This window comes from Lacisediminihabitans profunda (assembly GCF_008040105.1).
Lineage (GTDB): Bacteria > Actinomycetota > Actinomycetes > Actinomycetales > Microbacteriaceae > Lacisediminihabitans > Lacisediminihabitans profunda.
The window spans coordinates 60,568-73,368 of the sequence record NZ_VRMG01000004.1; the positions used below are offsets into that span (position 1 = coordinate 60,568).

Genomic DNA, 12,801 nt, shown 5'->3' on the forward strand with positions numbered 1-12,801 from the left:
GAAGGGCAATTCTCTCGAATGGGTTCGTTTCTCGATACCAACATCATCGACGGACCGGTCGTCGTCTCCTTCGTCGTCGCGAGCGTGCTCGCACTCGGGTATCTGGTGTTCCGCCGAGTGTCGCGGGCGATTCCCCTCGGCCAGCGGATGCCGCGGGCCCACCCCGTGCGTCGCTGGGCCATCATCGTGGCCATCGGAACGGCCAGCGGCGCGGCGGTCGGGATCATTGTTCTCGTTCTCACCGAGGTCGTTTTCAACGTCTTCGGACTGCCGCTCGACCCCGACACGCGGGCCTGGGTGGTCGGGGCCTTCGCCGGGATCGGCGTCGCGGTCGTCAACTTCGGCAGGGGGCGATGGTGGCGGAAGGTGATCGCGGGCTGCTCCATCGCCCTGTTCATGGTGACCGCCGCCGTGGGGATCAACGCGGGTTACGGGCTCAACCCGACGCTCGCATCCCTGCTCGGGGTGCAGACGGCACCCGCCCTCGCGGTGCCCAGTTCTGCGCCGACGCCTCGGGCATCCGTGACGCCCGGTCCACCGAAATTCCTGTGGCAGATCTGGCGGGCGCCGGCCGACATGCCGGCCGTCGGCAAGATGGGCACAGTGGTGATTCCGGCCACTGCCTCCGGATTCGTCGCCCGCCCGGCCTACCTCTACCTGCCGCCCGCGGCGCTCGTCGCCAATCCCCCGCCGCTTCCCGTACTCATCCTGATGATGGGGCAACCAGGCGGCCCGGACAGCAGCACCCGCTATCTCCCGACCCTCAACCAGTTCGCCGCCGCCCACCACGGACTCGGCCCGATCGTTCTCACCATCGACCAGATCGGCAGTCCCACCAAGAATCCGTTGTGCATCGACTCTCCGGCGGGAAAGGTGCACACCTACGTCATGACCGACGTGGTGGACTACGTTCGCTCAACCCTCCACGTGGCGAGCGGCCGAGTCAATTGGGCGGTCGGCGGCTACTCCAACGGAGGCGAGTGTGCTCTCTCTTTCGGGGCGAAGCATCCCGACGTCTTCGGATCCATCGTCGATATCTCCGGTGAGATCGGCCCATCGCTCGGCGGAGTGGCCACGACGATCCGCCTGGGCTTCGGCGGCGATGCGGCGGCGTACACCGCTGAACAACCGCTCACCATCATGAAGGCGAACCACTACACAGACACTCTCGCCGTATTCACCGACGGGTCGGCCGACTCCTACTACGGGCCGGAGGGCGCGACGGCCGAAGCGGCGGCGAAGACGGCCGGGATGACGACAGCACGTTTCGTCGGACAGGGGATCGGCCACCGGTCGGATGCCATCATCTATGGCCTGCCGATGGCGTTGCCGCTGCTCTACCCGCGATGGGGGCTCGAACCGGTGGTGGTCCCGCCTCAGACCCAGTGAATGCTGGGCCTTCTTCCCAAACCCGGCGCCTTTCTGAGAGCCCTCACAGGCTTGCTTTTTTGGAGGTCGAACGTCCCCGTCGGTGCGCATTAGGCCTGATATCGTCTCCTCACGATGGATCTCAATCCCGACGACGTGACGGAGAATCACATGACGAAGAACAGCCCCACTGAGGTGGCCGAACCGGAGCACACCCCGGAGCACACCCTTCTGGCCGACGGAGTTTCCGCAGCCGGTTCAATTGTGATGGCAGTCGCGGGGAGTGCCCCGGCGTACTCCATCGCGGCGACCACCGCCGCCCTTGTGGCGGCGGCCGGTCTTGCGAGTCCGGCCGCGCTGCTGTGGTGCGGACTGCCAATGCTCGGCATCGCCTGGGCGTTCGCCTATCTGGGCAGGGCGGACGTGCACGCCGGCGCGGCGTATTCGTGGGTTGGTCGTGCACTGCACCCGATTCTCGGCTTTCTTTCCGGCTGGGCGGTCGTGGTATCAGCGACGATCTTCATGGTGGCGGGCGCCCTGCCCGCCGGTGCGGCGACAGTCTCCCTGTTCAGCCCGGAGAGCACCAGCAATGTGCCCCTGGTCACCGGGGTGGGCGCGATCTGGTTCCTCATCATGGCCGCGTGCGTGCTCGTAGGGGTGCGGATCACAGCCAGGGCCCAGTGGATCATGTCGACCGTGGAGGTGGCGATTCTCGCGATCTTCGCCGTGGTCGCGATCGTGCACGCCGCCACCGGCTCGCATGCCGGTCCCTCCTTCTCCTGGAGCTGGCTCGGATTCGGCCACTTCCAGGGCACGGGGGCCTTCGTGGCGGCCGCCCTGATCGCGGCGTTCTATTACTGGGGCTGGGACGTGAGCTCCAACCTGGGTGAGGAAACGAAGAACGGCCACAAGAGTTCTGGCGTCGGCGGCATCGTCGGCGTGATCATCGTCTTCCTGCTCTTCGAGGTCTTCACCGTCGCGATCCTCGAGGTGCTCCCGGCGAAGACGATCCAGGCCAACAGCGGCAACGTGCTCGGCGTGCTCGGGGACGAGATCTGGCCGGGCATCGGGGGCAAACTCCTCATCCTCGCGGTCATGCTGTCGACCATTGCGACGCTGGAGACGACGCTCATCCAGGTCACCCGCACCCTGTTCGCGATGGGCCGCGACCACACGATCCCGAAGGCATTCGGCCGGTCCCACAAGACCTGGCGCACCCCGGCGTTCGCCACTGTCGTGGTGACGGGGGTGTCGCTCATCCTGTTCATCGGCTCGAACTTCCTCGGCAGCATCGGCACGATCCTCAGCGACGCGATCAGCTCCATCGGGCTGCAGATCGCCTTCTACTACGCCCTGGCCGGAATCGCGGTCGTGGTCGCCTACCGCAACGTGATCTTCAAGTCGGTGAAGAACTTCATCTTCATCGGACTGTGGCCCGCGATCGGTGCCCTCTTCATGGCCTGGATCTTCGGGGTCTCGATTCCCTCCTTGCCCACGATCGTCATCGTCATCGGTCTCGGCGCTCTCGCCCTGGGCATCGTGCCCATCATCGTGTTCTGGCGCAAGGGCAGCCGGTACTTCAGCCGACGGCCTCTCGAACTGCCGGACGAACTGACCGGCAGCATCCCCGTGGTGGAGGGCGACTAGGCCCGGTCGGGCGACTCGCTCGCGCCACCCGGCGGGGACTTTCGGCACTGGGCAGCCAGCGCCGCGCGCTCGTAACCTAGCGGCATCGGGCGTCGCTCAGGGGATCCCGCCGCGGCCGGCGTGAGGGGATGAGAGATGATTCGAGTCGAGAACGTCTCGAAGATCTATACCCTCGGCACGGTGAAGGTGACCGCCCTGCGAGACGTCTCGTTCGCCGTGGACGACGGCGAGATGGTGTGCATCAGCGGTCGGAGCGGGTCGGGCAAGAGCACGCTCCTGCGCCAACTCAGCCTGATCGACAAGCCGACCGCCGGTCGCGTGATCTTCGACGGTCTTGATGTGGTGTCGCTCTCCGAGTCGCGACGATCCGCGCTTCGTCTCGACCGCCTCGGCTACGTGTTCCAGGAGTACGCCCTCATCCCGGAGCTCACTGCCGAGGAGAACGTCTTTCTCCCGGCGATGATGCGCGGGGGCAGGTCCCGGGACTATCACGCCCGAGCGCGCAGTCTGCTCGAGCTCGTCGGCCTGGATGCGCGCGTCGCCCACCGTCCGAAGGAGCTGTCCGGCGGCGAACAGCAACGCGTCGCCATCGCGAGAGCACTCGTGAACGAGCCGTCGGCGATCTACGCGGACGAGCCGACGGCGAACCTCGACTCGTTCTCCGGGCAGGAGGTCATGCAGACTCTCACGAGACTGAACGCCGAACTGGGCGTCACCATCCTCTTCGTGTCCCACGATCCGGACGACGGCCAGTACGCGTCGCGGATGATCCACCTGCGTGACGGCGAGCTCGTGGACGAGCCGGAGCCGGCCGGATGACGCGGGTGGGGCGTTCCCTCAGGGTTGCCGTCTTCCTGGCGTTCAAGGGACTCATTCGCGGCAATTTCGGTGTCACGGCCATGACGATCCTGTTGATGGCCCTCATCTTCGTCGACGTGCTCTTTCTGCCCGCGCTCATCCGGGGCGCGGTGCGCACCATCGACGACCAGGTGATCAACACCGTCACGAGCGACCTCGTGATCACGGCCTCTGCGGGAGCCGGCACCATCGACAATCCGGGAGCGCTGCTCGCCGAAATCGAGCGGACGAATGGCGTGCGAGCGGCGACGGCCACGACGCGGGTGGGCACCCAGATCAGCCACGGCAGCGAGTCGAACGCGTGGTCGGTCGATGCGATCGACCCGTCCAGCTATCGCCGTGTATTCACAACTCCCGGCCACCTCATCGAGGGCTCCTTCCTCCGCAGCGCCGACACGACCGGCATCGTGCTCGGGGTGGATGTCGCGGGCGCAGACAGGACTCACGAGCGCACGTACTCGCGTTCCCTCAAGACCGTGCACGCTGGCGACGTCGTGACCGTCACCCTCGCGGGCGGGGTGACCCGCCCGTTCACCGTGCGGGGCATTTACCAGAACCGGTTCCCGCTTTCGGACCAGGGGGCGTTCATCAGCGATGCCGCGGCGGCGGCGATCCTTCCGGGAGCGCCGGATCGTGCGACGGCGATCTACGTGAAGGCCGACGCCGGGGTCTCGTCCGGCGCGCTGAAGGTGCGCCTCGAGCCGCTGAGAACCGGGGTGAACCTCCAGACTCCCGAGCAACTGACGGCGGCCATCCAGGATCAGATCGACACCTTCGACCTGATCAACAACATTATGAGAGCGATGTCTCTCCTTGTCGCCGCCATCACCGTCTTCATCATCACCTATGTCGATCTCGTCAATCGGCGGAGGCAGATCGGCATCGAACGGGCCATCGGGATCACCGCCACGGCGATGGTCGGCAGCTACGTGATCAAGACCGTCGTGAACGCGATCGTCGGCACCCTCGTCGGCCTCGCGGTGTTCGTGTTCGCCCTCACGCCATTCGTGCAGAGCCACCCGTTCCAGTTCCCCAATGGACCGGTCACCCTCGTTCTGGATGCCCAGGAGGCCGCCAGGAACATGGGCGTGCTCGTCGCCGTTGCCGTCGTTTCGGTGTTGATCCCGGCGGTGCGGGCGATGCGGATGAAGATCCTCGACGCGATCTGGGGCACCTGATTACCGCCGTTCGGCGGAAGACGTCACGCGGTGGTTGCGTGGAGGTGAACAGATGCTGAATACTGGTGCACGCCGAGCCAGTTCGGGTCTGTCACGGCGTGTCCTCGTGGAGGACGGGTGCGGGCTCGGTCACTGACCGAGCCCGCATTCGAGCCTCCGCGTGTGCGGGAATTCCCTCGTCGTCGGTCGGCTGGGCATCCGCGTCCCGGACCCCGCCTCGCACCGGCGTGCGAATGGGCCCGGTCTCCCCGAAGAATGCAGCCTGCACAGTGATCCCCTTCACTACCAATGGCAAACGGATGCTGCGGCGTCGCGACGGACGTGCGGTCGCGACAGTGGTGGGCGCGGTCCGGAGGAAACCCCCTCCCCCGAATACTGCTGAGTATCGCGCTGAACCCGACCAATTGTCAATGGACAGGGCCCAATGGAGGCGGTCGTCGCCACCAAACTCGCAGCGGGCGATGCCAGAGTGGTCTAACACCCCGAACCGACGCAAGAAAGAAGCCCCATGACTGTCATCAAGATCAACGCCATAACGGTTCCCAGCGACAGCGGCGACGAGTTGGCGCAACGGTTCGCCGCCCGTGCCGGCGCGGTCGACGATCAACCGGGCTTCGAGGGCTTCGAACTCCTCAAGCCCACCGACGACCGGACCACCTGGCTGGTCGTGACTCGCTGGTCGGACGAGGAATCGTTCCAGTCCTGGGTGAATTCGCCCGCGTTCGGCCACGGTCATCGCAGCGAGGCCGAGCGATCCGGCGGGTCGGCTCCGGCGCACGTCGGCGTCAGCAGCGAACTGTGGTCGTACGAGACCGCCGGCGGCACATCGCGCTGACGTCCCGGTCGCGCCCCGCGCCCCTCGCGCCCCGCGGCGGCCCCGTGCTGCCCACGCGCTGCTCCGGAGCATCCACGTTCTGCAGGCCGGAATCGGGCTTGTAGGCGGCAATTCGGGGCCGCGGTGAACCGAACCTCCGGAGAAACGCGTGTTGGATGCGTCCGCGGGGGGCTTCCGCGCGCGGCGGAGCCGGGTGCCGTGGTCGCACCGCGCGCCCCGTCGCGCCCCACGCGCTTCTCCGGAGCTTCGGTGCTCGGCCGGCCGGAATCGGGCTTTTAGGCGGCAATTCGGGCCGCCGTGAACCGAACCTCCGGAGAAACGCGTGTTGGATGCGTCCGCGGGGGGCTTCCGCGCGCGGCGGAGCCGGGTGCCGTGGTCGCACCGCGCGCCCCGTCGCGCCCACCCTGCGCCCCGCGTGCTGCCCACGCGCTTCTCCGGAGCTTCGGCGCTCGGCCGGCCGGATTCGGGCTTGTAGGCGGCAATTCGGGCCGCCGTGAACCGAACCTCCGGAGAAACGCGTGTTGGTGGACGGTCGAGGAGGGCGCCCGGGGCATCGAATGCACGCTCGGTGACGACGGACCGCGCGGAGAATTCTTCCGCTGGCAGCGTGCGCGGTCCGGCGCATTCGAGGGACTTTGGACCGTACGCCGTCGCACGCCTGCCGCCAGTCTTGAACAATGGATGCCCCCGACTCGAATGACCAGCGAAAGCCGGGCTTCTTCGGCAGGCACCAGTGGATCCGCTGGGTGGCGCTCTCCGTATTGTTGATCGCCGCCGGTGTCTACCTTTTCTCGATCGCTCTGCCCGGGTCCTCCGCCGAGAACCTGAGCTACTCCAAGTTCATCACGGCCGTCGAGGCAGGCAAGGTTTCCGAGGTGTCGATCTCGACGGACGGCGCGGCCGCGGGCAAATACGTGTCCGGCACGTTGTTCACCACTGCAATCCCGGTCATCGACGAGCCCCTACTCGAGACGCTCAAGGCGCAGAAGGTGGATGTGACCGCCGTTCCGGCCGCGACCTCGTCGATCTGGTCGACCCTCGCCGGTTGGGCCTTCACGCTGCTTCCCTTTGTGCTGCTCGGTTGGCTGTGGTGGCGCATGTCCAGGGCACAGGGAGACGCCCAGGGACTGTTCGGGTTCGCCCGCTCGAAGGGCAAGCTGTTCGAATCGACCGGACCGAGGACCACTTTCGCGGATGTCGCGGGATACGAGGGGGTGAAGGCCGAGGTTACGGAGATCGTCGATTTTCTCCGGACGCCCGATCGTTTTCGCAGACTGGGGGCGAAGATCCCCCGCGGTGCCCTCATGGTCGGTCCGCCGGGCACCGGCAAGACGCTGCTGGCGCGCGCGGTGGCCGGCGAAGCGGGAGTGCCGTTCTTCTCGGTCGACGGATCGAGTTTCGTCGAGATGTTCGTCGGCGTCGGGGCCTCACGCGTTCGCGACCTGTTCAAGGAGGCGCGCAGCCGGGCTCCGGCAATCGTCTTCATCGACGAGATCGACTCCATCGGTCAGCGGCGATCCGGCACGACGTCGTTCGTGTCGAACGACGAGCGCGAGCAGACGCTCAACCAACTGTTGGCCGAGATGGATGGCTTCGACGCCGCCAGCGGCGTCGTGGTGCTCGCCGCCACGAACCGGCCGGATCTGCTCGATGCCGCCCTCCTGCGCCCGGGGCGCTTCGACCGCAGGATCAGCGTGCCGCTTCCGATGGTCTCCGAACGGCGCGCCATCCTCCTGGTCCACTGCCTGGGCAAGCCGATCGAGACGGGCGTGGACTTCGACGTGATCGCGCGCGGCACTCCCGGCTTCTCGGGTGCCGACCTGGCCAATCTCGCGAACGAGGCTGCGATTGAGGCCGTGCGAAACTCCCGCGACAGCATCACCCAGGCCGATTTCGACGCCGCCCGCGATCGTTTGGTGTTGGGACGCCGGGACAACTCGACGGTGCTGCTTCCCGAGGAGAAGGAGGCCATCGCCGTTCACGAGTCCGGACACGCCCTCGTGGCCGCGCTGTGCCCCCGGGCCGACCCCGTCTCCAAGATCACCATCCTGCCGGCCGGCGAGAGCCTGGGCGCCACGCATCAGTTGCCCGAGGTCGAGCGCCACCTCTACGGTCAGGACTACCTCGCCGACGACCTGGCCGTGCGGCTCGGCGGTCGGGCCGCGGAGATTGTGGCCTTCGGCCAGGGCTCGTCCGGCGCGAGCAACGACCTGCTGGGGGCGACTGCCCTGGCGACGAGGATGGTGCGGGAGTTCGGCCTGTCACCGCGCCTTGGTCCGGTGAGCTACTCACGAGCCGACAACGGAAGCGGTTCGGTCTTCGACCGGCCGTATTCCGATGAGACGCAGGCAACCGTCGACAGCGAGGTGGCCCGACTGCTGCGGGAGGCCGAGGCCCGCGCGATCCAGCTCATCACCGACCATCGCCGGGTTCTCGACCTGCTGTCGTCTCTGCTCGTCGAGCGCGAAACGGTCGACGGCAGCGTCGTCTACGACCTCATTGCGGCGGAGAGCTCGACCGTGACCGGCGCCGGCGACCAGCGCCGTCGAGCGTGAGCGAGAGGTAGGCAAGAAAGGACAGCGGGATCGGAAGCCAGTACTGGAGCAGGCGCCATCCGATCACTGCGAGGAGAGCCGTTGAACGCGGGGCACCGAACGCGACCGTCGCCGGAACGAGTACCCCCTCGACGATCCCCAGCCCGCCGGGTGTGATGGGCAACAGGGCGAGAATGCTGCCGACCCCGTACACCGTGAGCAGAGGCCCGAGCCCGAGCGGATGCCCGAATGCCACGAAAAGCACCCCCAGCGCGGCGGCGTCGAGGAGCCAATTGGCCACCGCCAGTGAGAGAACGACGGCCATCCGCCTTGGGTCGGTGAGCAGTTCGCGCACCCGGCGGGCCATCGTGCGCACAAATCGCTCCGCGGCATCCTCGGTGACGATCGGCATCCGTCGGGCGACCCACCGCGCGGCGAGGACTGATCGATCGGTGTGCCTCGTGAGCGCCCACACCGCGATTGCCGCCGCGACAAGGAGCGCGAGCACGGTGGAGGCGGCCGCGACGTAGTAGTCGTTTTCGGCGAATTCCCTCAGGGACAACGCGATCCCGGTCGCGAACACAACACCGAGCACGATGTTCGAGCCGGTCGTCTCGATCGTGGCAGCGGTGAGGGCGTCTGCCGGGCGCACTCCCGCCTTGCCGAGAAGCCGAAACCGCGTCGCCGCCGAAGTGGCGCTGCCGCCGGGCAGGACATGGTTCACACCGAGCGCCGTCACGTCGATGCGAAGCAGGGTGAAGTAGCGAGGTGATTCCGCACCGAGCAGGGACGAGGTGAGGGCACTATAGACCAGCAGCGAGGCGAGTTCGAGCGTCACGGCGGTCGCGGAGAGCGGCAGGGAGACGTGCGCTAGCGAGTCCAGAGCGCCTTCCGCGGCGATGAACTGCGGCACGACGATGAACCAGACGACGATCACCAGCAGCACCGTCGGAGCACCGATCCGCAGCCAGATCGGAATCCGTAACCTGCCCTGACCTTGCCGCGCTGCCAGTCGAACCGACGGTATCCTCATCGCGGACTCTCGGCGGCGGCAGGGCTATCTCGGCGAGGCGAAATGAACGGAGAGCGGAGTGGTGGCCGTGATCAAGAGCAATTCAACGCCCTCACGATGCAACAGCGGCACGAGTTGCGCGTCACCGTCGTCGATGAGCCGTTGGGCGTGATGCAAGAAGATCCCCGCCATCTCCGCTGAGGCGACGAACTTGCGTCCGCCGTGATGGATGCAGACGGGCCGGGTGTTCCTGGTCGCCGGGGTGCGCTCCTGTACTGTGTCGCCGAGCGTCGCTGCTGCCAAGCCGATCACGAGTCCACGTCCATGGTTCGCTCCACTCCGAGTGTCTGGGGAGATGTGGCCGAGCGGACGCAAATGCTCACTCCGCCGTGCACCTTCGATCCTGCCGGACATCCTCCGGCCGATTAGGGGCTTAGGTCCCCCTCGAAGGGGACGGGGGCGAACCGACGGTGGTTCCGCGGCCGGCCGGCGTCGTTCGGGTCGGCGGCCCGCTCGGCCCGGCACGGTGTCCTAAGTCCCTGTCGCAGGACCGACCCCGGTGGCACGATGGCCGTCACACGTTGACGAATTTCCGATAAGGAGGTCAGTGACCATGAGAGACGAACCCGACGTCTTTTCACCGGGAAGTGCCGAATTGCCCGATCCAGAGTATCCGTTTGCCCCCGTGCCGGCCCTGTCGGCGCCCACGCTCCGCGTGGTCTCCTCGCAGCTCATCGATCAGATACAGCGCTCTCTCCAGAACGCTCGCCTCGTGCCGCATCCGTTGACCCACCGGCGGAGGGCGCATGGCTCACACGGCTAGGCACGAGCGGTGGCGGAATCCGGCCCAGCGTCCTCCAGCACGGTGACGTCGAGTGAGGCGAGCCGCACAACATAGCGGATCGCACTGTCGAAGTCGTCAAAGTATGGGCGCTCGGACGGGAAACGGACCGAGTTCGCGCCGTAGAGGTTGCCGATCTTGCGGACGTTCCCCATCAGCTGGCGTGGCGCGTCGGCCGTTCCGTGCAGATCATGGATGTTCCAGAGGATGTTCGAGACCTCGACGACGGCAACACCCTCGAGCATCCATTCGCCGGCCACGGCAGTCATCGCCACTCCCGTCTCGGGTCGAGAAGGCGACGCGACGCGCCGGCTCAGTCACACCGTATGACCACAGGGGGGATGCCCTCCGGGACTTTGGTCCGGCCAGTCGAGCCGGCGCGGCCCCAGGACGTGAGGCACTCGTCCCCCGCGCTCGATACGCTTCTCCCAGCGACCCACGCCGGCAGGAGCCCATGTGCCTCATCCCTACCCACTCCATGTGGCAATCGACGCGGAGTGTCGCTGCTGCCGCATGGTTCAGCCCTTCAGGTTCGCCTCGCCGACCGACCAGGTCGTCTGCGCCTTCTGTGCGCGGCACGTCGGCGGGGACAAGGCGGAAAAGCGCGATGCGGATCACCTGGCGATGTGGTCCGAGCTTTACGGCGAGGCGATGGAGCAACACGCTGGGTACGTCGCCGAGACAACCTCCGAGCTGCGTACCGCCGAGGCCACGATTGCAGAGCTCCGAGCGCGGGTGGCCGAACTCACCCGATCCGTTGCCGACTCGTTCGAGGGCTCAGACCTCGGCGGCGCGCGCAATCTTGTCGAGACCGAGGTCATCAGGCGGTCCGAAAGAAAGACCGAACTCGCCCAGCGCCAGAACGATCGGATCATGGCCGCGCTCTGGCGGGTCGAACGCCTGCACCGGGACGCGGACAGCGGAGGCAACTCGTGCACCTGCGGCAAGACCACGGCGACCTGCGCGGAATGGAAGGCGGTCGAGCCGCAACGCCGGACTCTTCGCGACTGGGAGGCCCGAAACCTGGCGTTGCTGAGGGGCGGCGAACGCCATGCCCTCCCCGAGGAGCATCCGGAGGTGCGGTCCATCGCGCCACCCCGCTCCTGATCCCGCATCTCAGGGGCGGGACCTTCGACTCTCCGGGGCTCTCCTGGCGGGTGCGAGTCTTGGCAGATGACCCCACCGACGAGCGCGTCCTCGACCAGCAGATCACGGATAATCATCGCCTTGGTGCTCGCGGCCGTGGCCATTCCCCTTCTGGTGCTCGGGTTGATCGACCCGCTCGAGGGCGGCCTCGCCCTGGTGGGCGTGGTCGTGCTCGGCGTCGCCGTGCGTCTCCTCTCGAAGGTTCGCGTTCCTCGACTGGCCTGGATCTCCATCATCGCCACGGTGGCCGTCGGCGCTCTCACCATTGTCCTCGCCGTGACCGCGCGCCCTCAGCCGGCTGTAGGGGGCACCGTGGCGTCGCCGGTCTCTGGGGTAATCCTCGGGCTGCTCTGGGTCTACCGCCTCGGCGTTCTCAGCACCCTGGCCGGCGGGGTGCTCTACATCGTGCGACTGGTTGGGTCGCTCGAGCGAAACCGGCGATGATCCCCTACCGGTGAAGCGGGAAGCTTGGGTCTTTGTTCCCTACGCCGCCTGCCCGGTCGCGCGCATCATTGCGGCATGAATACATCACCCAACTCCCCGAGCAACGACGATCTCACGGTGAAAGAGGAGGTCGAAGAGGAACTGTTGTGGAATCCGGAGGTGGATCCCGCCCGTATCGGCGTCTCCGTGCACGACGGCGTAGTGACTCTCACCGGCGAGGTGCGCACATTTGCCGAGAGAATCGCGGCCACCGAGGCCGCGATGGCGGTCCGTGGGGTCCTGAGCGTGGCTGACGACCTCACCGTGGATCTCGCGGACGAGGCGGCGCAGAGCGACACGCACGTCGCTCACGCCGTGTTGGACGCGCTCGCACGGGACACCGCGATCCCCGCGGGAGCGATCACCGTCGAGGTGCGGGACGGCACCGTCACTCTCAAGGGCGAGGTCGAGTGGAATCACCAGCGGGAAGGCGCGCGGCGAGACGTCGAACACCTGCCGGGTGTGCGCTTTCTCGACAGCCGCATCGAGCTGAGCAGACGGCCGTCGGCATCCGACACGGAGGAACGCATCCGCCGTGCCATCGTGCGCAACGCTCAATTGGACGCCAGCCACATCCACGTCTCGATCGACGGAACGGTGGCCACGATCACCGGGGAGGTGAGGTCCTGGGCGGAGAAGAGGCAGGCGTCGCTCTCCGCCTGGCGGTCGCCGCATGTCACGTCCGTTCACAACGAGATCAAGGTCAAGCCGAGCTACTGAGAGAAGTCCGCGCAGGCACATCGCTTCTGCCTCACTGGAATCGTAAGGTCGAGGTGAATTCGAAGCGGGGCCAAAATGTGGCACTGGTGTCTCCCCAAGGTGGGACGTACTCTGGAAGGGAGTAACCCAAGACCCCGGTGGCTCCGAACCGTCGGGGGCGCCGTGTGCCCAGTGGCGGG

12 protein-coding genes are annotated in these 12,801 nt (G+C 66.9%); 9 read left to right on the forward strand and 3 right to left on the reverse strand.

Going from position 1 to position 12,801, the window contains the following annotated elements:
• The first annotated feature begins 18 nt into the window (after positions 1-18).
• The 6 genes from FVP33_RS02890 to ftsH all read left to right on the forward strand — a co-directional run bounded on the left by FVP33_RS02890 (position 19) and on the right by ftsH (position 8,441).
• The gene (locus tag FVP33_RS02890; protein WP_147782135.1) at positions 19-1,389 is read left to right on the forward strand and encodes an alpha/beta hydrolase; all 1,371 of its coding nucleotides are present in this window, start codon (positions 19-21) and stop codon (positions 1,387-1,389) included.
• Positions 1,390-1,503: 114 nt separating this feature from the next.
• Positions 1,504-3,015, forward strand: a complete 1,512-nt coding sequence (locus tag FVP33_RS02895) for an APC family permease (protein WP_246142147.1) — start codon at positions 1,504-1,506, stop codon at positions 3,013-3,015.
• A gap of 135 nt (positions 3,016-3,150) precedes the next feature.
• Positions 3,151-3,834, forward strand: a complete 684-nt coding sequence (locus tag FVP33_RS02900; RefSeq protein WP_147782136.1) for an ABC transporter ATP-binding protein — start codon at positions 3,151-3,153, stop codon at positions 3,832-3,834.
• Between the two features lie 5 nt (positions 3,835-3,839).
• On the forward strand, positions 3,840-5,051 hold the full coding sequence (locus FVP33_RS02905) for an ABC transporter permease (RefSeq protein ID WP_187270555.1): 1,212 nt from the start codon (positions 3,840-3,842) through the stop codon (positions 5,049-5,051).
• A 508-nt stretch (positions 5,052-5,559) separates the two neighbouring features.
• Positions 5,560-5,886 carry an antibiotic biosynthesis monooxygenase family protein gene (locus FVP33_RS02910; protein WP_147782138.1) on the forward strand — a complete coding sequence of 109 codons (327 nt, stop codon included), beginning with the start codon at positions 5,560-5,562 and terminating at the stop codon, positions 5,884-5,886.
• Between the two features lie 677 nt (positions 5,887-6,563).
• On the forward strand, positions 6,564-8,441 hold the full coding sequence (ftsH, locus tag FVP33_RS02915) for an ATP-dependent zinc metalloprotease FtsH (RefSeq protein WP_147782139.1): 1,878 nt from the start codon (positions 6,564-6,566) through the stop codon (positions 8,439-8,441).
• Here the strand turns inward: ftsH and FVP33_RS02920 are convergent.
• From FVP33_RS02920 to FVP33_RS02930, 3 genes are all read right to left on the reverse strand, one after another.
• On the reverse strand, positions 8,383-9,453 hold the full coding sequence (locus FVP33_RS02920; RefSeq protein WP_147782140.1) for a lysylphosphatidylglycerol synthase transmembrane domain-containing protein: 1,071 nt from the start codon (positions 9,451-9,453) through the stop codon (positions 8,383-8,385). The two genes, ftsH and FVP33_RS02920, sit on opposite strands and share 59 nt — an antisense overlap.
• A gap of 24 nt (positions 9,454-9,477) precedes the next feature.
• Positions 9,478-9,744 carry a hypothetical protein gene (locus tag FVP33_RS02925; RefSeq protein ID WP_147782141.1) on the reverse strand — a complete coding sequence of 89 codons (267 nt, stop codon included), beginning with the start codon at positions 9,742-9,744 and terminating at the stop codon, positions 9,478-9,480.
• A gap of 507 nt (positions 9,745-10,251) precedes the next feature.
• Positions 10,252-10,542, reverse strand: a complete 291-nt coding sequence (locus FVP33_RS02930; RefSeq protein ID WP_147782142.1) for a hypothetical protein — start codon at positions 10,540-10,542, stop codon at positions 10,252-10,254.
• Positions 10,543-10,786: 244 nt separating this feature from the next.
• Here FVP33_RS02930 and FVP33_RS02935 point away from each other — a divergent pair, with 244 nt between their 5' ends.
• The 3 genes from FVP33_RS02935 to FVP33_RS02945 all read left to right on the forward strand — a co-directional run bounded on the left by FVP33_RS02935 (position 10,787) and on the right by FVP33_RS02945 (position 12,622).
• Entirely contained in the window at positions 10,787-11,380 is a 594-nt protein-coding gene (locus tag FVP33_RS02935; protein WP_147782143.1) for a hypothetical protein, read from the forward strand.
• A gap of 66 nt (positions 11,381-11,446) precedes the next feature.
• A complete protein-coding gene (locus FVP33_RS02940; RefSeq protein WP_147782144.1) occupies positions 11,447-11,863 on the forward strand; it encodes a hypothetical protein in 417 nt (138 codons plus the stop codon).
• 75 nt (positions 11,864-11,938) lie between these two features.
• Positions 11,939-12,622, forward strand: a complete 684-nt coding sequence (locus tag FVP33_RS02945; protein WP_147782145.1) for a BON domain-containing protein — start codon at positions 11,939-11,941, stop codon at positions 12,620-12,622.
• Positions 12,623-12,801: the final 179 nt, after the last annotated feature.

Coding starts and splice junctions, on each gene's coding strand:
- FVP33_RS02890 (WP_147782135.1), top strand. CDS start 19: ATGGGTTCGTTTCTCGATACCAACATCATCGACGGACCGGTCGTCGTC.
- FVP33_RS02895 (WP_246142147.1), top strand. CDS start 1,504: ATGGATCTCAATCCCGACGACGTGACGGAGAATCACATGACGAAGAAC.
- FVP33_RS02900 (WP_147782136.1), top strand. CDS start 3,151: ATGATTCGAGTCGAGAACGTCTCGAAGATCTATACCCTCGGCACGGTG.
- FVP33_RS02910 (WP_147782138.1), top strand. CDS start 5,560: ATGACTGTCATCAAGATCAACGCCATAACGGTTCCCAGCGACAGCGGC.
- ftsH (WP_147782139.1), top strand. CDS start 6,564: ATGGATGCCCCCGACTCGAATGACCAGCGAAAGCCGGGCTTCTTCGGC.
- FVP33_RS02920 (WP_147782140.1), bottom strand. CDS start 9,453: ATGAGGATACCGTCGGTTCGACTGGCAGCGCGGCAAGGTCAGGGCAGG.
- FVP33_RS02930 (WP_147782142.1), bottom strand. CDS start 10,542: ATGACTGCCGTGGCCGGCGAATGGATGCTCGAGGGTGTTGCCGTCGTC.
- FVP33_RS02935 (WP_147782143.1), top strand. CDS start 10,787: ATGGTTCAGCCCTTCAGGTTCGCCTCGCCGACCGACCAGGTCGTCTGC.
- FVP33_RS02940 (WP_147782144.1), top strand. CDS start 11,447: ATGACCCCACCGACGAGCGCGTCCTCGACCAGCAGATCACGGATAATC.
- FVP33_RS02945 (WP_147782145.1), top strand. CDS start 11,939: ATGAATACATCACCCAACTCCCCGAGCAACGACGATCTCACGGTGAAA.